Source organism: Bacillus massiliigorillae, assembly GCF_000380245.2.
GTDB classification, from domain to species: domain Bacteria; phylum Bacillota; class Bacilli; order Bacillales; family DSM-1321; genus Bacillus_AD; species Bacillus_AD massiliigorillae.
The window spans coordinates 66,058-84,284 of record NZ_HG428747.1; the positions used below are offsets into that span (position 1 = coordinate 66,058).

The following is an 18,227-nucleotide window of genomic DNA, read 5'->3' on the forward strand; positions in this document are numbered from 1 at the left end:
TAATTACTACATATGTCGAGCCACTGCATCTTTAGGAAGCTCACCATCCAGCGATAAATAATAATGCCTTATAGGTTTTAATTGGTCATCTAGTTCATAAACAAGTGGTGTACCAGTTGGAATGTTTAGACTAGCAATGCCATCACGTGATACATCATCTAAATATTGGACTAATGCTCGAATGGTATTCCCATGAGCAGAAATAATAATCTTTTTATCCTTTTTCAATAAAGGTATGATGTTTTCGTCCCATTCTTTAATTACTCGTTTTTCTGTATCTGCTAGATTTTCTGTCAAAGGAATGTTATTTTCCTTCAAACAGTGGTATTTATACTCATGACCTGCGTATCGTTCATCATCTTTCTGTAATGCGGGTGGTCGTGCATCCACCGACCTTCTCCATTCATGAACTTGCTCTTCGCCATACTTTTCAACCGTTTCTTGTTTATTTAACCCTTGTAAAGCTCCATAATGTCGCTCATTTAATCGCCATTCTTTATGGACGGGAATCCACATTAAGTCCATTTCGTGCAAAATAATCCATACTGTCCTTATGGCTCGCTTCAACACAGATGTATAAGCAACATCAAACGTATAACCATTCTTCTTCAAAATTTCCCCAGCTTTTCTCGCTTCTTCTCTACCATTATCGGATAAATCTACATCAGTCCATCCTGTAAATTTATTTTCTAAGTTCCAAAGACTTTGTCCATGTCGAATTAATACGATTTTTTTCATTTACCCTCATCTCTCCAATCTTGTGTATTACGATTTACTCCCACTTCTTATACCCCATTCAAGATAGAACCATTCTTTAAAGTACAGCACGATCATTTTGCAAAACTTTCAGAACTTATTTCTAACAATCTCAGCTAAAATGATTTATACTAGATTTGATTAATCAAGATAGACTATATTTTGTCTATACTCTAAGGAGGTTCCAAGTATGTATATTGTTACGAATCGAATTAAAGTCAAAAAAGGTATGGGTGCAATGATGGCTCCTAGATTTACAGCACCAGGTCCATTAGATACTTTTGATGGTTTTGTAAAAGTGGAAGTTTTATTAACACAAAATCTTACAGATTACGACGAAATGAGCGTTAATATGTATTGGGAAAATCTTGATAGCTTTACTACATGGAGAAATAGCGATGCATTTAAAGCTGCTCACAAACAACCAGAGCCAGGCTCAGAAGCTGCTAAGAAGGAATCTCCAATCATCGGTAGCGAATTAATCACATATGAAGTAGCATCAGTACGAGAAAAAGCTTAATATTTATACACTGATAAGAGGCTGTCCCAAAGGAGATTTTCAATCCCTTTTAGGGCAGTCTCTTTTTTCATTTTAATTAGTACTCCTCGAGAAGATATATTCTAGATAGTTTTATAAGAGCTAATCATTTAATTCGATAATATTTTTACTATATAAAGTCTAAAAACTTAGTATTTTTGTATTATTTTGTATAAATGAAAATAAGCTAATTTTCTTACCATTATTGACGAAATGTGTTATCTTAATAATATGTTAATGCGCTAAAGGATTAAGATTATTTAGAAAAAAGGGGATTTCTATTAAATGAAACGTATAGCGACTATTATTTTGACTATTACTGCTTTATTTGCAATCCTTGCGGGATGCGGCTCTAAGTCTGAAAAAACAGAAGCAGATAAGTCATCAGATGGTAAAGAAAAGATTGTTATCGGTATTGATGACATGTTCGCTCCAATGGGATTCAGAGATAAAAATAACAAGATTGTTGGATTCGATATTGATTACGCAACAGCTGCAGCTGAACACATGGGCGTAGACGTTGAATTTCAAACAATTGATTGGTCAGCAAAAGAATCTGAATTAATGAGTGGTCGTATCGATTTAATTTGGAACGGATATACAATTACAAAAGATCGTCAAAAGAAAGTTTTATTTACAAAACCATATTTAAAAAATGCACAAGTGGTTGTAACACTAGCAGATTCTAAGCTTACTAAATTAGATGATTTAGCAGGGAAAGAAGTTGGTATTCAAAAACTTTCTTCAGCACTTGATGCATTAAATGCAAACCCAATTAAAGATAAAGTGAAAACAATTTCTGAATACAAAGATAATGTATTAGCTTTAAGCGATTTAAAAGCTGGTCGTGTTGATGCAGTCGCAATCGACGAAGTGGTTATTGATTATTACATGTCTAAAGAAAAAGGTACTTTCAAATTACTTGATGGCTCTCTTGCACCAGAAGAATACGGTGTTGGTGTAAAGAAAGGCAACGAAGAATTATTGAAAAAACTTCAAGCTGCTCTTGATAAGATGAACGAGGACGGCACAGCAGCAAAAATTTCTGAAAAATGGTTTGGTGAAAATAAAGTACTTCAATAAACCGACCTTACAAATAAAAAAGACAAACAGGATTTCCTAGGGAAATTCTGTTTTGTTTTTGGGAGGGATCCTTTTATGTCAGATTATCTTAATACTATGATTATACCCATGCTAGATGGAGCAAAGATGACCATACTCTTGTTCATCATTGCTATTATCATATCTATTCCACTCGGCTTTCTGCTTACACTAGGTGTTCGAAGCCGTTTCAAGCCACTTTCATGGCTTGCTCAAACATATATTTACGTAATGCGTGGTACACCACTATTACTACAACTACTCTTTATCTGTTTCGGGTTACCACTCATTCCTGGAATCGGAGAATATTTAGTGCTCGATCGTTTCGTTGCAGCTTGCTTAGGATTCATCCTTAATTATGCAGCCTACTTCGCAGAGATTTTCCGTGGTGGTCTATTAGCAATCGACAAAGGGCAATATGAAGCATCACAAGTACTGGGCCTAAGTAGATGGCAAACAACGATCCGTATCGTGTTACCACAAATGTTTCGTATTGCACTACCTGCTGTTTCCAACGAATCTGTCACACTCGTGAAAGACACGGCGTTATTATATGCCGTTGCCGTACCGGAATTATTACACTTTGCTCAAACGGCAGTTAACCGTGATTTTACGATTGTGCCTTTCTTTATAGCAGGTATTATTTATCTACTAATCACACTTATACTAACATTGTTCTTTAAATGGCTTGAAAAACGCTTCAAATTTGAATAAGAAGGAGTGATAAAAGTGGCGATTATTGAAGTATCTAATCTTAAGAAATCTTTCGGTCAGCTAGACGTACTTAAACAGATTACTTTTGATGTAAATAAAAACGATGTAGTGGCAGTAATCGGTCCCTCCGGCTCTGGAAAAAGCACCATGCTTCGCAGTCTCATCCATCTTGAAGAAATCAATGGAGGCAGCGTCAGTGTTGATGGAAATTATCTCGTAAAGGACGGCAATTATTCAAAACCACAAGATATAAAACGTATTACAGGTCGAATGGGTATGGTGTTTCAACACTTTAATCTCTTTCCACATCTAACTGTTAAAGATAATTTAGAAATAGCACCAAAAATGTTAAAGACAGAATCAAAGGCTGCTATTCAACAGCGAAGTACGGAACTTTTGAAGAAGATTGGGCTTTCTGAGCGTGCAAATGCCTACCCATCTATGCTTTCAGGCGGCCAAAAGCAAAGGGTAGCCATCGCACGTGCGTTGATGTTAAATCCTGAAATCCTACTCTTTGACGAGCCTACTTCTGCTTTAGACCCTGAATTAACAGGCGAAGTACTACAAGTTATGAAGGACTTGGCTGAAGAGCATATGACAATGATTGTCGTGACGCATGAAATGGGCTTTGCGAGAGAAGTCGCCAACCGTGTCATGTTCATGGACAATGGAGAAATTATTGAATCAGGTCATCCAACTGAACTTTTTGATAACCCCAAAAACGAACGAACAAAAGCGTTCCTAAAAAGGAGTTTAAAATAAAAAAGAGCTGAGCAAAAGTGATTTTCATTCACTTTTGCTCAGCTCTTTTTCGCCAGTTATATCAAAACTATAAGTATTCTTCTACTAACTCATAGCATCTTTGCTTTGTAATATAGGCTAGGTTAATTGCATACTGTGCTCCTTGCCAAGCACCTTCGAAGGACTCTATTCCTTTTTCTGCATAAGTATCTCTATAGCTAATCCATTCTCTTTGTACAACCCGTAATTTATTCATTTCACTAGTTGATAATTGCTGCTGTAATTCCCCATATATCTCATTTAATAAATCGTCCCACATTCTAAAATTCACTTCTTCTACCATACGGTATTCAGCAGTCGAGTAAGAGGCATATTTAGCAGATTGCGCCTCTGTTTCTTTCGTTACTAATTCGAGCTTAGCTAAATAAGTATTCTTTATTTTTGCTGTTTCTTTTTGATTTTTGATTTCTTTAGTAGTATTTATATGCATAGGAATGGATTTTTCCTTTTCTATATTATTTACACTCATCTTTTTATATTCTTCAACTTTTTTTCGTAAAGAATGATTTAATAAATCTTGTTCAAGCATTGCTGTAGCTTTATCCAGTGCTTTTCTCCACTTTTCATTCTCTATATCTTCTTTCAATTGCTGATAGGCAGCCAATTGTTTATACGATTGTTTGGATGTATCATCAAGTGCCTTCTCATCCAAAGCTGCCTCGAACGACGCCAATGCTAAATCAAAATCACCTTTAGCTACTGCTTCTTTTGCTTGTTTAATCGATTGATTATACGTATCACTCCCACATCCCATTAATAAAAAGCAGCTAAAAATAATACCAACAGCCTTTTTCACATTCTCCACCTCCCACTACAGCAGTAACTAAATACTATATTGAAAAATAGAAAAAGCTATCTATAAGTTTGTAACAACTCATAAACAGCTCCCCTGTATGTATACGCTTACTTTTTGTCTACTCCGACTCTTTTTTCGCAAAAGTTGCTGGCATTACTACTGCAATTACTTCTCCACGAGCGCAAAGTGTGTCATTCGCATACACTTCTGCATCAACTTTCCATTTCTTCGGATGAATTTCTGTAATGGTTCCAATAGCTTTCAAAGGAACTTCTTGAGGGGTTGGCTTTAGAAAATCTACTTTTAAGGATGCTGTTACAAATCGTGGTGGCTCTGCGCCATCTCCTGCTTCATGACCGTTTTTGCGGTGTAATGCTAATGATGCGGAACCTGTTCCATGGCAATCAATTAATGAGGCAATTACTCCGCCATATACGAAACCTGGTAATGCCGTATGCTCAGGTTCTGGCGTATAAATCGTAATTGTTTGATCATCTTGCCAACTTGTACGAATATGGTGACCATGCTCGTTTAATCGACCACATCCATAACACCATGCAAAATCATCTGGATAATCATCTTGTATAGCTCTCACAATTGTCTCTTCCATTCTTCCACCCCTTTTCCAAATCATTATATCACATAAAAATGGTATATATTACATTTTTTAACACAATACGACTGATTCGTATTTACTCACAGATAAATTTTAAAAAAATTTATAAATTTCAACCTTCAATAAATAATTTTCGTCCTTTCAATAAAAAAGAGCATTGACAGACAAACTAAATACACTTATATTTACTAGAGTAACGACACTGAGAATCATTTTCATTTACAAAAATTGGGGGTTCTATGATGGTTCGACTTTATACAGATAACTTAAATATTGGCTATGATGAACGCCTCATTGTTAAGAATTTAAGTGTTAAAATTCCAGATAAAAAAATAACTGTCATTATCGGTCCAAACGGATGCGGTAAATCGACATTACTAAAAGCTATCACACGAATCATTCCATTCCACTCTGGATCTGTGATTTTAGATGGTGAAAATATAAAAAAAGATAGTACTAAAAAGCTGGCACAAAAACTAGCGATTCTTCCACAAACGCCTGAAAGTGCAAGTGGATTAACAGTTGGTGAACTTGTTTCTTATGGTCGCTTTCCTTATCAAAAGGGTTTCGGCCGCTTAACGAAGAAAGACTACGAAGTCATCGATTGGGCATTAGAGGTAACAGGAACACAAGAATTTAAATTTCGATCTGTAGATGCTCTGTCTGGTGGGCAACGTCAACGTGTATGGATTGCAATGGCTCTAGCACAGGAAACAGAAATGATTTTCCTTGATGAACCAACTACATACTTAGATATGGCACATCAATTAGAAGTATTAGAATTATTACAGAAATTAAATCAAGAACAAGAGCGTACCATAGTGATGGTACTACATGACTTGAATCAGGCTGCCCGCTTTGCTGACTATATTATTGCATTAAAAGATGGTGAAATTATTAAAGCTGGTGATTGCGAAGAAGTAATCGATAAAGATGTTTTAAAGAAAGTTTTTAATATTGATGCTGAAATAGGAAGAGATCCACGTACAAATAAACCAATGTGTTTGACATACCATCTAGTCAAAGACGAATAGAAAATGAAGCACTAAATTATACTATCCATGGCTGTCTCAAAAATGATTATTGACCAATTTTGAGACAGCCTACTTACATTAAAGCCTTAAACGAATGTCTAATTACGTCTCCTCGACTAATAATGCCCACTAACACGCCATTTCGTTCTACTGGTAGCTTCTTAATATGTTTTTTTCCTAATATAGAAGCGATTCGTTCGATATTTTCATCCCAAGATACTTTGTTGACCGATTTTTGTCCAATCTCCATCACATTCATATCCAATATATTTTTAACTCTTGTATCAAACTCCTCTTGATCACCCTTAATAACATTTACGAAATAAAACGTATCAATAATAACATCGTTATACTTTCCGATATATCGCATAATATCACCATCACTTATATAAGCAACAATTTCATTCCTTTCATTAACGACAGGAAGACCACTAATACCATGCTCAATAAATTTCTCGATAACTGCTCGCACATTATCTTGTTTTTTGACTTTAATTACTGGCTTTTTCATAATATCTTGCGCTTTCATCATGTTCCTCCTCCCGTATTAAAAGCTGTTTATAAAAATGAAGCAACTATATAGTTGTACTATACAACTATATATCCGAATAATGCAACTACTAATAGTATTCTACTCAAGATGAAAGTAAAATTGACAACTAGCTTTTGTAAGTTATTATGAACTTTAGAGACGTAAAGTTACGAGGTGATTGACTTGAATTCAGATCCATTAGAAACAATAGAAGTCGAAATGGCACTGCTAGTTCGGAAAATATCAGCACTTACAGCAATCAGTGAAAAAGGCAGCCTTGACCGATCTGCTTATTTACTATTACACCAAATCTCCATTCAAAATGGAGTGGGCGTAAAAACGTTAGCTCATGAATTATTATTAAATGTTTCAACTGTTAGTCGGCAAGCAGCAGCTTTAGAAAAGAAAGGGCTCGTTATAAAAGTGGATGACCCTAATGATGGTAGAGCTTATTTCTTTGAACTCACGGAACAAGGCGAAACAGAGCTACGAAACTTTAAAGAAATTAGGTTAGAAAGAATAGCATCCTTATTGAGCGAGTGGCCAGATGAAGACTGCGAAACATTCGGACGACTATTAAAAAAGTTAAACCACGAAATTAGATCATATGAATAAATATAAACGGACTACAACTATATTGTAATTAAGCAATCTGCTTCTCGTTTTAAGTGAAGCAGATTGCTTTTTTTTCTTGATTGTTAACACCCTTGATAATCTTTTTAACCCTAGTAGAAATGGTTTTAAAAAATCTGAAAAAAAATATTTTTCTAAATTGACTTAACACTATAAGCGTAGTATAATTTCTCATTACTACTCTAATTAAAGTAATTTAAATTTATTGTTCATAAATAAAGGGGTGTACAAATGAAAACTTTTTTAAAGTTACTGAAGAATCCGGGGATCATTGGCGGTATCGTCATGGCGGTCTTCTATCAAATCATTTTCATTACGATTTTTATGTATGGCTACAGCGCTATTCCTAAAAACATGGATGAATTAAAAGTGGCTATCGTAAATGATGACGCTAATTATGGGAAAGAAATGGCTAAACAAATTAAAGAGCAAATGCCATTCCAAACGTCTACTCCTAAGTCTTTAGAGAATGCGAAAGAAAAATTGGAGAATCGTGATGTTCATTTAATTATTCATATTCCAAAAGATTTTTCAGAAAAGCTTACAAAACAAGGTGAAAAAGTAAAACTGGATTATTTCATAAATGACTCAAATCCAGCTATGGTTTCTTCAACAATGAAACAAGTAACATCAGAAATTAGTACTACCATGAACCAACAATTTGCAACGCAAACTGCACAAGGTATTTTTACAAGTATGAAAATGCCCGAAGAACAAGCTAAACAGCTTGCTGCCGAAATACCTACAAAGCTAGATGCAAATGTTGTTACAACAAATAAAGTACCAGCAGGTATGCACAATCAGATGGCTCCATTTTTCATTACAATGGTTTCCTTTGTTGGTGCTATGATCTTCTCTATGATTGTTATGGGTGTAGTCTCTGCTGTTAAACATGCATATGGAAAATGGCAAACATTCTGGTCAGTTCAAGCCATTATCGTACTTGTTTCGATCATTGCTCCAATTATAGGAATTGCTATTTACTACGCAATGACAGATGGATTAGGTGGAGAAATATTCGTAAAAATGTGGCTAACGCATGCGTTAGAAATGTTCGGTGCAATTGAATTTATGTCTATTTTCAGTCTGCTACTCGGACAAAAATCAATTTTTGTTAACTTACCATTTATGTTAATTCAAACAATTAGCAGTGGTGCAGTATTAACACAAGGCATGATGCCTGGCTTCTTCAAGTTTTTCAGCTACATTTCTATCATGTTTTATACTGTACAAGTTGACTTAAGTGTCATGTTCGGCGGAGGAAAAATTGCAGAACATCTTATTGGATTAGCAATTACGACTGCTGTATGCTTCCTGATTGTATTAGTCATCTATACATTGCAACCAACAAAAGAATTAAGCAAATCAAGTATAAATCATGCCGCTTAAGTATATTTAGTGTAAACTGTAATATGGAGCCAACAAGCTTGGCTCCATATTATTGTGTAAAGGAGCTCCTGCTTATGTCACTACAAATTTTTATTTTAGGCGTTCTAAGTGCAGGAAACCATCATCCTTATGACATAAAAAAAATGTTCAAGAAAAATAATATTGATGAATTGTCAAAAATCAGTGATGGTACTCTATACTATAACTTCGAATCTCTTCTCAAGCAGGGCTGTATCGAAAAAATCGAAGTTATACGTGATGAAAATAGACCTGATAAAACCACATATGGCATTACTGCAAAAGGTAGAGAAGCATTAGAACAAAAAATCTATAATAGTTTTAAAAACTATACTTCTATTTCTTCCTTATTCTCATCAACGATTTTTTTAAAATATGTTGATACAAATAAAGTAGCCTTCTTACTCGAAGAAATTATTAACAAGTTAAAAGAAAAGATAGAACGGTATGATATACTATGGGATGAGATTCACCCGGACTCTACTCCCGCTATTCATCTCATACAGTCATATACACATAATCAAATGAAAGTGGATTTAGAATGGCTAGAGCGATTATTATTATTCGTTCGTAGTCAGTAATATAGAAAAGGACGTGCAATTAATGTTTGCACGTCCTTTAAATTTTTATTTACTTCGTCTTCGATATAAGTCTATGGATTTATATCCTTCTCCTAAAATCGTGTCCATTTCGGCTAATCGTTTTTCCTGTGTTTCTTTTCTTTTGGCACTATATACATAACGAGCCCAGTCTTTTTGATAGCCGAAAGTTAAACTATTATAGAAAGATAATAATTCCTCATTTTTAGTTAAATATTGTTTTATGTCATCCACATGTTCAATATAATCATCAACGCATTGACTTTTCTTTGTACTTTTTGCTTTTTTCACTTCTGATTTTAAACCAACCACTGTGAAAACATCATTAAAGCTTACCATGCGAGAAAATTTTAGCTCACTACCCTTCACATAACCTTCTTCATCTACTGGAATGATTTCAAAGAAGCGATCACGCTCAATATACTCTTTATATTGTCGATTATTCTTTTTCGGATAAGCAAAGAAGACATATCCTTTGTCATTCATACATTGCTTATCAATAAACTGCTGTAACCGTTTCAGAAAGTCTGCTTCACTAAAAATGAAGGTGAAAATTAAATCATACTTTTCTTTTTCCAGGAATGTATCATACTGTAGTTCTTGAAAGTCATGTATATCTTCAGGAATATGAAGAATCGCTTTGCTTGGATATTTATTTAAATTTAATTTTTCAATTATCGTTTTAGTTGAGTTCATTGAATTACTCCTTTAAGTTCCCTAATTGTCATTCACCATTGTAGCAAATCTATATAGTATTACCCAGGTTGTGTTGAAATCATATTATTTGATATATTTTTTATACTAGATATACTTTTTATATAGGTGGTGTTAGAAATGGAAATTTGTCCTTACTTAGAATACTCACTGCAAATATTAGGAAGAAAGTGGAATGGTTTAATCATTCACTACCTATCTCTTTGTCCAGAGGGATCAGCACATTTTTCTGCAATAAAAAGAGATTTGACAGATATTACGCCAAGAGCTCTTTCATTAAAATTATCTGAATTAGAAGAGTTCGGTCTTATTGAAAAAAAAGTAACGACCAAACCAACAGTTTCAATTTCATATGAACTAACGGAAAAGGGAAATTCGCTGACGAAGGCTTTAGAGCCTATCCAACAATGGGCTCACGATTACAAAATCGATAAGAAAAAAGGGGTATATGAACATGAATAATATGAACTGTGATTTACAAACAGGGATATGTGGGGATGCAGGAGAAGATGCTGTACAATTGATTGATTTCAACACAATCAACGAAAAGATTACAGTCTACTATGTAACAGATCCTATCTGTTCACATTGCTGGGCATTAGAGCCTGTTTTGCGACGATTTGAGAAGCAATATGGTCAGTATTTCAACATCCAAACAGTTATGGGTGGTTTATTGGAAAGCTGGAATGGCTTTGCCGATGTCAAAAACGGCATAGGCAAACCTGCTGATGTAGCCGGGCACTGGAGAGAAGTTGGTGAGCATGCTCGTATGCCTATTGATGGCTCACTATGGTTAACCAATCCTATTCAATCCTCTTACCCACCATCACGTGTGTTTAAAGTTATTCAGCAAAAGGATGAGCAACTTGCTACCACTTTCTTACGCCGTACACGAGAAGCGGTTTTTGTATTCAACCAAAACATTGGTGAAGCATCTGTACTTATTGAGATTGTAAATCAACTTAACTTAGACGGAGAAGCCATCTTGAAAGAAGCAGAACAAGGTAAAGGTCAACAACTACTAGAACAAGATTTTGCTCTAGCACGTTCACTTGGTGTTCGAGGATTTCCATCTATTATCATGATTAACAAAGAGAATAAAGGAACAAAAATTGTAGGTGCAAGACCATTAGAATATTATTTAAAAGGCCTTGAGCAAACTCTCGCAAAGACATCATTACAACCTCAAGCACCCTCACCATTATCTCAATTACTGGAGAAAGAAGTTCGTCTCTTCTCAAAAGAAATTGAAGTAATGTATGATCTAACCCAATCACAAATACAATCCTTTATTCAAAAAGAATTAGATGAAACAGCTTACTCAGCAAAAACCATTCTTAATGAGCTTTATATTGAAATAAAATAGACTAAAAAAACCGCTCTTTCATTGAATTCGAGCGGTTTTCTTTATATATCATGCATGACTATGGCTATCTAGATATGATTTGCCATATGATCAGCTGCAATATAACCAAATGTCATTGCCGGTCCAAGTGTTGCTCCTGGGCCAGCATACGTTTCACCCATAACCGCTGCCGAGCAATTACCCGCTGCATACAGTCCTTGAATAGCCTCATTATTATTGTTTAATACTCTTGCATTCTCATCAATAACAACTCCTCCCTTTGTTCCAATATCACCTGGGTAAATTGGGACAGCATAGAAAGGAGCTTTTTCAAGTGGTGCCAAATTAGGAGCTGGTAAAGTCGGGTCTCCGTAATAATGATCGTACACACTATCACCACGCTGGAAGTCTTCATCCTTACCCGCCCGAGCTAATGAATTAAAGCGATCAACTGTATCTACTAAATTATTTACGGGTACCTTCATTTTCTCAGCCAATTCTGATATAGAGTTCCCTACCTTAATATATCCACTCTCAATCCACCTCTTCGGAAAACTTTGCCCAGGGAATAATCCCATGAAAATATAACGGCTTCTTGCAGTTTGATCAAGTATTAACCACGAAGGCACAGTCCTTGCACCTGGTTTATCATTCTCATACATTTGATCAATGAAGTCATGATAAGGAGCAGCTTCATTAAGATAGCGCTCACCGTTGCTATTAACAACAATCATGTTCGGTATACCTCGTTCCGCTACTAAGAAAAATGGTTTTCCTTCAGGTGGCACTGCAGATGGTGCTCCCCATACTTTATCCATCAAATCAAACTTGGCACCTGCACGAAGGCTCGCCTCAATAATATCACCTGTTTGTCCTTCAGCTGCCGATGTCCAGCTTGTTGAAGTAGGCGAAGGCAAATATTTTTCTCGAAATTGTTGATTATGTGAAAAGCCACCGGCACCTAATACAACGCCACGGCGAGCTTTAATTCGTAATTTCTTCCCATTACGCTCAACAATTAAACCGACCACTTTATCGTTCTCAATAATAAAATCCGAGAAAGCAGTAGATAACCAAACAGAGCCACCCGCTTCTTTAAGTGATAATCGTAATCGCGCCACAAGCGCTTCACCAAGAGCTGCTGGTTTATATCCTGTAAAAATAGTTTTCATCAAACGCATACCAATTTTTAAAGACATGGCTTTTCCCTTTGAAGTTCGCTTAATCATATTTACTTTATGAAATTCATAAGAGTTCATCACCATACCGTACGTTGGTAAATTAGCTCGACGCATTAACTTACGTTCATCACCTAATTTACGCAAATCAAATATTACAGGCTCTACTGACCTTCCCCCCGGAAATCCACCTGGCATTTCTGGGTAATAATCCGAATATGCTGGCGTGTATTCAAAGCGCATATGATCGGTTTGACTGTGTAAAAAATCTACCATCTCTGATCCACGAGTAAGATAGGCTTTTTTCAAGCTAGCTGGAACACGGTCACCAATAATCGCATCTAAGTACGCTCCCACTTCCTCTAATGTATCTTCTACACCGGCTTCCTTTAAATAACGATTAAGAGGAACCCAAATTGCGCCACCTGAAAGAGCACTTGATCCACCATAATGAGTGGTCTTTTCCAATACCAAAGCAGATAATCCTTTCAACGTTGCAGCGAGTGCTGTCGTTAAACCAGCAGCTCCAGATCCAACTACTAAAACATCATAACTAGCATCCCATTCCATTCATATTTTCCTCACTTCCGATATAAATTTAAGAACGTATGACTCTATTTGGTGTAGTTATATAACTTCCTGTTTATTTGTAGTAATATCTGCATTTCTGACTCTGATAGCGATGCAAGAAACCCTTCCATTAATCGCATTCGCTTCTCTCTTAATGGTTTTAAAAGCTTCATACCTTGCTCTGTAATTTCCATATACACGACTCGGCGATCTTTCATATCGCGAGTTCGTTTGACTAACCCACTCTTCACTAACTTATCGACAATCCCCGTAACTGCTCCAGTAGTAACAGAAAGAGAAATAGCTAGATTAGATGCTGTTTGCTTTCCTTCAGCACTCAAAAATTCTAAAGCTAAAGCATGTGTAGTAGAATGATTTTCCTCACTCACCTTATTCCATTCTTGAGACCACCGTTTATTTAAAATGCGATACATCTCAAAAAGCTCCACTAAATCAACACAATCCATAGCCATCTCCTTTCTATCCATGCCGTTACATATCTTACTACTAAGAAGTTTACTCTTAAGATATTTCATTGTATGTGGGATGGACGAGGTTTAGAAGAAGAACTATATATTATGTATTTAAAGTGACACTTTTCTATCCTTTATGGATATAGGAGTTGCCTTAGGAACTGTGATTTTAAGCGCCATCGTTACAGCCACAAGCTATGCATTTATGTATCGAGTTTCTAGCTTATGTATGGTGCTATTTCTTATCATATATATAGTTCATATCGTTCAAACACGCAACAAACATAAGCTATCCGCTATTCATTGACCAAAATAAAGAAGCAAGATGCATGGGGAGCATCTTGCTTCTTTCAAAACAAATTCGTTTCTTAAATCTTCTTAACAAACTCAGACTTTAATTTCATCGCACCAAAACCATCAATTTTACAATCAATATCGTGATCACCATCTACTAGACGGATGCTTTTTACTTTTGTACCTTGTTTCAAAACAGATGAACTTCCTTTTACTTTAAGGTCTTTAATAACCGTTACAGCATCGCCATCATTTAAAACATTACCATTCGCATCTTTCACAACTTTTACATCTTCGTTGTTTTCAACTTCTGAGCCTAAAGTCCACTCATGACCACATTCTGGGCAAACTAAAAGTGTTCCATCTTCATACGTATACTCTGAATTACATTTTGGGCAATTTGGTAAGTTATTCATTTTCATCTATTCTCCATTCTTTATTTTTCATTTCAATATATATAATTGATTTCATTTTTAAGAAAATCACTTGAAAACTATTATGAGATAGGAATTGACCAATCAATATCTAGGTATCTCCTCATAGGCTTGTATAATATCATAGTCTTCTTGTATTGACAAACCAGCATAAAATCCACGTAACTCATCATTTTGTTTTAAAAATAAAGTAATAATTCGTTTATAGCTGATGAATATCTTTACTAAAAACATGGTTTTTTTTAGAAAAAAGGCAAAAGCTTTGACTTACTGTTCAAAATGATGTAAATTACCATTGGGCGAACGATTTCAACACCAAAATATAATAACGTTCGTATTTAGAGGTGTATACTAATGAGAAAAGTATTTGATTATGAAGACATTCAATTAATTCCCGCAAAATGTATAGTAAATAGTCGATCTGAGTGCGACACAAGTGTAACATTAGGTGGACATACTTTTAAGATACCTGTAGTACCTGCAAATATGCAGACAATCATTGATGAAAAAATTGCTATGTTTTTAGCTGAAAACGGTTACTTTTATATCATGCATCGTTTCCAACCTGAAAAGCGTTTGAACTTTATTAAAGACATGCAATCACGTGGTCTAATTGCATCAATCAGTGTTGGTGTTAAACCAGAAGAATATAGCTTCGTTAAACAACTTGCAGAAGAAAAGCTTATACCAGAATTTATTACAATTGATATTGCACATGGACATTCCAATGCAGTAATCAATATGATTAAACATATTAAAGATTACCTACCTACTAGCTTTGTAATTGCAGGAAATGTAGGAACACCTGAAGCAGTGAGAGAATTAGAACATGCTGGCGCTGATGCTACGAAAGTCGGTATTGGACCAGGTAAAGTATGCATTACAAAGATCAAAACTGGATTCGGAACAGGTGGCTGGCAATTAGCAGCTCTACGTCTATGTGCAAAAGCAGCAACGAAACCTATTATCGCAGATGGCGGCATTCGTACGCATGGTGATATTGCTAAATCTGTTCGATTCGGTGCAAGTATGGTCATGATTGGTTCTTTATTTGCTGGTCATGAGGAATCTCCAGGAATCACTGTAGAGAAAGATGGAAATCTATATAAAGAGTACTTTGGTTCAGCGTCTGAATTCCAAAAAGGCGAGAAGAAAAATGTTGAAGGTAAAAAAATGTTTGTTGAATTCAAAGGTTCTCTAAAAGATACACTAGTAGAAATGCAACAAGATTTGCAATCTTCTATTTCTTACGCTGGTGGAAATACATTAGATGCTATTCGCACAGTAGATTACGTAGTTGTTAAAAATTCAATCTTTAATGGCGATAAAGTATTTTAATAAACAATTTAACTATATAAAAAAAGGTGAGCAAGTTACACGAACTACTTGCTCACCTTTTTTTATTTCGTTTTATCTACTACAACATGTAAAAATCTTTCTCCCAATACATCAATATCAAACGCCTGGCCAAACCCAACAACAAATCGACCTTCTTGAGGAACTAATTCAAACAATGAAAAATCCAATCCTCGTAAAACGCCCATCATCGGCTTTCCATGAATATTTTCAAATTCAGTGAAGATTTCCTCGTATCCTTCATTACCAAGATTTTCAGAAGTACATTGGAAGCGAGCTCGCTCACGAGCAAATAAATTGGACGAACCGTGCTCATCAGCAAGTAACATAATATGAATCAAATCATTCTCTTCGATATATTGGTAATGGTCTGATATTTTACTAATATAAATATAAAACTTTCCATCATGTTTCACGAAAGGTGCATAACTAATAAATGGGTCACCATTATTATCTTTTGAACTAATGACAATCGTTTTACGCGTATTGATGAACTCTAAGTACTGTTCTTTTTTTTGAGCAAGATCTATTTGCTTTACCATTTACTCTCCTCCTAGTTCGCTACAACTGGCGAAATACCAACTAAATTAATACGTGGTTTTCTATGCTGATAATGTGAGTCAATCTCGCACTCTACTCCGTATATTGTACGAATCATATCCTTGGTCATTACTTCCTCAGGTGTACCATAATTCACTACGATTCCTTTTGAGAGCACACAAATTTTATCACTATATATACTAGCTTGATTTAAATCATGTAACACCATCACAATGGTCATACCCAACTCACGATTAACGGCGTGAATTAATTCTAATAGCTGAAGTTGATGAGCGATATCTAAGTATGTAGTAGGCTCATCAAGAAGTAATAGCTTAGGTCGCTGTGCTAAAGACATTGCAATCCATGCTCGCTGCGCCTCTCCGCCTGAAAGTGAAGCTACTTGCCGATTTCTTAAAGCGGTTAATCCTGTTTTTTCAATTGCCCAATCGACGATATCTAAGTCTTCTACTTTTGTTCGTTCATACCATTTCTTATGAGGTGTGCGACCATACTGTACTAGTTCCTCGACTGTAATATCAGCTGGTGGTTCATTTGATTGGAATAACACACTCATCACTTTTGAAATAGACTTAGACTTTAACAACTGAAGGTCTTTACCATCTAAAAAAACTTTCCCTTTTTGGACTGGAATCAGTCTAGACATGGCTTTCAACGCTGTAGATTTCCCCGAACCATTCGGACCAATAATCGAAACAATCTCACCTTTTTCAACGTCTATCTTAAAATCATCTAATATCTTTTTATGATCATAGCTAATATCCAATGATTGAGCTTTAAGCATATTAAATGTCACCCGCTCTCATTAAATATAAAAAATATGGTCCCCCTACCATTGCCATTACGATACCTGCTGGAATATCTAAAGGTGCAAATAAGGAACGGCCAATTGTATCTGCTGCTAGTAGTACGACTGCACCTAATACCATGCTCATTGGCAATAACAGGCGATAATTGGAACCAACTAAAAACCTAGACATATGTGGCACAATCAGCCCTACAAATCCTAATAAACCGACAACTGAAACAGAAATGGCTGCTAAATACACTGCTACAAAAGAAAGCACAATACGAATTCGATTCGTATTTTCTCCCAGGTTCACAGCCACGTTTTCACCCAAGCTCAAAATATTAGCAGAACGAATACAAAACAATGCAAGAACCCAGCCAATTAACGAATAAGGAAACAGTATACTAACATCTCCCATCCCTTTTGCAGACAAGCTTCCATTCAACCATTGCAGTGCAGAAGGAAGTCGGTCGCTATAAAGAATCGATAATAAGCCCGTTATACCACCGAATACGGCATTAACAGCTACTCCTGAAAGAATGATCCGAACAGGGGATATGCCATTTTTCTTCCATGCTAGCGCGTACACTATCGTAACAGCTACTCCCCCTCCAATTACAGCTGCCAGTGGAATCCACTGACCGAGGCTTGGGAAAAGTAACATAATACATAAAACAGTAACGGCTGCTCCACTTGAAACGCCTGTTAAACCTGGATCTGCTAGAGGGTTTCTCATTACTGCTTGTAGTAATGCACCTGAAATAGCGAAATTAATTCCTACTAAAACAGCAATAAGTACTCTTGGAATTCGTAAATCCCAAACAATTGTTTCAGACAACGCTTCTCCAGAACCAAAGATTGTTTTAATGGTTTCCGTAGGTGAAATATATACACTACCTATACCTATAGATATAATGATGAAAGCAATTAATAGAACAAAGGTTACACCAATGCTGATTTTTTTCCTCGGTTTAACTTCCATTTC

Annotated in this window: 22 protein-coding genes; 11 read left to right on the plus strand and 11 right to left on the minus strand. The window is 35.7% G+C overall.

What is annotated here, in order from left to right; genetic code table 11:
• Window positions 1-6: 6 nt before the first annotated feature.
• Window positions 7-738 carry a 2,3-diphosphoglycerate-dependent phosphoglycerate mutase gene (gene gpmA / locus TX86_RS24010; protein WP_042352881.1) on the minus strand — a complete coding sequence of 244 codons (732 nt, stop codon included), beginning with the start codon at window positions 736-738 and terminating at the stop codon, window positions 7-9.
• Between the two features lie 208 nt (window positions 739-946).
• Between gpmA and TX86_RS24015 the strand changes: the two genes are divergently transcribed.
• From TX86_RS24015 to TX86_RS24030, 4 genes are all read left to right on the plus strand, one after another.
• Window positions 947-1,276, plus strand: a complete 330-nt coding sequence (locus TX86_RS24015; protein ID WP_042352883.1) for a heme oxygenase — start codon at window positions 947-949, stop codon at window positions 1,274-1,276.
• Window positions 1,277-1,579: 303 nt separating this feature from the next.
• Window positions 1,580-2,377, plus strand: coding sequence for an amino acid ABC transporter substrate-binding protein (locus TX86_RS24020; protein WP_042352885.1), 798 nt, complete (start codon window positions 1,580-1,582; stop codon window positions 2,375-2,377).
• A 75-nt stretch (window positions 2,378-2,452) separates the two neighbouring features.
• Window positions 2,453-3,109 carry an amino acid ABC transporter permease gene (locus TX86_RS24025; protein WP_042352886.1) on the plus strand — a complete coding sequence of 219 codons (657 nt, stop codon included), beginning with the start codon at window positions 2,453-2,455 and terminating at the stop codon, window positions 3,107-3,109.
• A gap of 15 nt (window positions 3,110-3,124) precedes the next feature.
• Window positions 3,125-3,871: an amino acid ABC transporter ATP-binding protein gene (locus tag TX86_RS24030; RefSeq protein ID WP_042352888.1), complete on the plus strand. Its 747-nt coding sequence runs from the start codon at window positions 3,125-3,127 to the stop codon at window positions 3,869-3,871.
• 67 nt (window positions 3,872-3,938) lie between these two features.
• On the opposite strand, the gene TX86_RS25985 is transcribed toward TX86_RS24030, so the two are convergent.
• Window positions 3,939-4,706, minus strand: coding sequence for a lysozyme inhibitor LprI family protein (locus TX86_RS25985; protein ID WP_052343887.1), 768 nt, complete (start codon window positions 4,704-4,706; stop codon window positions 3,939-3,941).
• Window positions 4,707-4,824: 118 nt separating this feature from the next.
• Entirely contained in the window at window positions 4,825-5,316 is a 492-nt protein-coding gene (locus TX86_RS24040; protein WP_042352889.1) for a PaaI family thioesterase, read from the minus strand.
• Between the two features lie 248 nt (window positions 5,317-5,564).
• Here TX86_RS24040 and TX86_RS24045 point away from each other — a divergent pair, with 248 nt between their 5' ends.
• Window positions 5,565-6,356, plus strand: a complete 792-nt coding sequence (locus TX86_RS24045) for an ABC transporter ATP-binding protein (protein ID WP_042352890.1) — start codon at window positions 5,565-5,567, stop codon at window positions 6,354-6,356.
• A gap of 73 nt (window positions 6,357-6,429) precedes the next feature.
• Here TX86_RS24045 and TX86_RS24050 read toward each other — a convergent pair whose 3' ends face one another.
• Window positions 6,430-6,885: a CBS domain-containing protein gene (locus TX86_RS24050; protein WP_042352891.1), complete on the minus strand. Its 456-nt coding sequence runs from the start codon at window positions 6,883-6,885 to the stop codon at window positions 6,430-6,432.
• Window positions 6,886-7,062: 177 nt separating this feature from the next.
• Here TX86_RS24050 and TX86_RS24055 point away from each other — a divergent pair, with 177 nt between their 5' ends.
• From TX86_RS24055 to TX86_RS24065, 3 genes are all read left to right on the plus strand, one after another.
• Entirely contained in the window at window positions 7,063-7,503 is a 441-nt protein-coding gene (locus TX86_RS24055) for a MarR family winged helix-turn-helix transcriptional regulator (RefSeq protein ID WP_336469871.1), read from the plus strand.
• A gap of 249 nt (window positions 7,504-7,752) precedes the next feature.
• Window positions 7,753-8,910: a YhgE/Pip domain-containing protein gene (locus TX86_RS24060; protein ID WP_042352893.1), complete on the plus strand. Its 1,158-nt coding sequence runs from the start codon at window positions 7,753-7,755 to the stop codon at window positions 8,908-8,910.
• A 74-nt stretch (window positions 8,911-8,984) separates the two neighbouring features.
• Complete coding sequence (locus TX86_RS24065) at window positions 8,985-9,509, plus strand: PadR family transcriptional regulator (RefSeq protein ID WP_042352894.1); 525 nt, start codon at window positions 8,985-8,987, stop codon at window positions 9,507-9,509.
• Between the two features lie 45 nt (window positions 9,510-9,554).
• Here TX86_RS24065 and TX86_RS24070 read toward each other — a convergent pair whose 3' ends face one another.
• Complete coding sequence (locus TX86_RS24070; protein WP_042352895.1) at window positions 9,555-10,223, minus strand: YdeI/OmpD-associated family protein; 669 nt, start codon at window positions 10,221-10,223, stop codon at window positions 9,555-9,557.
• Between the two features lie 138 nt (window positions 10,224-10,361).
• Here TX86_RS24070 and TX86_RS24075 point away from each other — a divergent pair, with 138 nt between their 5' ends.
• Both TX86_RS24075 and TX86_RS24080 read left to right on the plus strand, forming a co-directional pair.
• The gene (locus TX86_RS24075; protein WP_042352896.1) at window positions 10,362-10,703 is read left to right on the plus strand and encodes a winged helix-turn-helix transcriptional regulator; all 342 of its coding nucleotides are present in this window, start codon (window positions 10,362-10,364) and stop codon (window positions 10,701-10,703) included.
• Window positions 10,690-11,607, plus strand: a complete 918-nt coding sequence (locus TX86_RS24080) for a DsbA family oxidoreductase (protein ID WP_042352898.1) — start codon at window positions 10,690-10,692, stop codon at window positions 11,605-11,607. The genes TX86_RS24075 and TX86_RS24080 overlap by 14 nt, the downstream gene beginning before the upstream one ends.
• 68 nt (window positions 11,608-11,675) lie before the next feature.
• Here the strand turns inward: TX86_RS24080 and TX86_RS24085 are convergent, their stop codons facing one another.
• The 3 genes from TX86_RS24085 to TX86_RS24095 all read right to left on the minus strand — a co-directional run bounded on the left by TX86_RS24085 (window position 11,676) and on the right by TX86_RS24095 (window position 14,517).
• Window positions 11,676-13,334 (minus strand): FAD-dependent oxidoreductase, encoded by a 1,659-nt coding sequence (locus TX86_RS24085; protein WP_042352900.1) that lies wholly within the window; start codon window positions 13,332-13,334, stop codon window positions 11,676-11,678.
• 44 nt (window positions 13,335-13,378) lie between these two features.
• Window positions 13,379-13,801 (minus strand): MarR family winged helix-turn-helix transcriptional regulator, encoded by a 423-nt coding sequence (locus tag TX86_RS24090; protein ID WP_042352902.1) that lies wholly within the window; start codon window positions 13,799-13,801, stop codon window positions 13,379-13,381.
• A gap of 374 nt (window positions 13,802-14,175) precedes the next feature.
• Window positions 14,176-14,517 carry a zinc ribbon domain-containing protein YjdM gene (locus TX86_RS24095; RefSeq protein ID WP_042352905.1) on the minus strand — a complete coding sequence of 114 codons (342 nt, stop codon included), beginning with the start codon at window positions 14,515-14,517 and terminating at the stop codon, window positions 14,176-14,178.
• A gap of 372 nt (window positions 14,518-14,889) precedes the next feature.
• Between TX86_RS24095 and guaC the strand changes: the two genes are divergently transcribed.
• Window positions 14,890-15,873, plus strand: a complete 984-nt coding sequence (guaC, locus tag TX86_RS24100) for a GMP reductase (protein ID WP_042352907.1) — start codon at window positions 14,890-14,892, stop codon at window positions 15,871-15,873.
• Between the two features lie 62 nt (window positions 15,874-15,935).
• Here the strand turns inward: guaC and TX86_RS24105 are convergent, their stop codons facing one another.
• Genes TX86_RS24105 through TX86_RS24115 form a run of 3 tightly spaced genes read right to left on the minus strand, consistent with a single transcriptional unit; the run spans window position 15,936 to window position 18,224 of the window.
• Window positions 15,936-16,433 carry a HugZ family pyridoxamine 5'-phosphate oxidase gene (locus TX86_RS24105; RefSeq protein WP_042352910.1) on the minus strand — a complete coding sequence of 166 codons (498 nt, stop codon included), beginning with the start codon at window positions 16,431-16,433 and terminating at the stop codon, window positions 15,936-15,938.
• Window positions 16,434-16,444: 11 nt separating this feature from the next.
• Entirely contained in the window at window positions 16,445-17,236 is a 792-nt protein-coding gene (locus TX86_RS24110; protein ID WP_042353006.1) for an ABC transporter ATP-binding protein, read from the minus strand.
• Between the two features lies 1 nt (window position 17,237).
• Window positions 17,238-18,224 carry a FecCD family ABC transporter permease gene (locus tag TX86_RS24115; protein WP_042352911.1) on the minus strand — a complete coding sequence of 329 codons (987 nt, stop codon included), beginning with the start codon at window positions 18,222-18,224 and terminating at the stop codon, window positions 17,238-17,240.
• Window positions 18,225-18,227 lie beyond the last annotated feature (3 nt).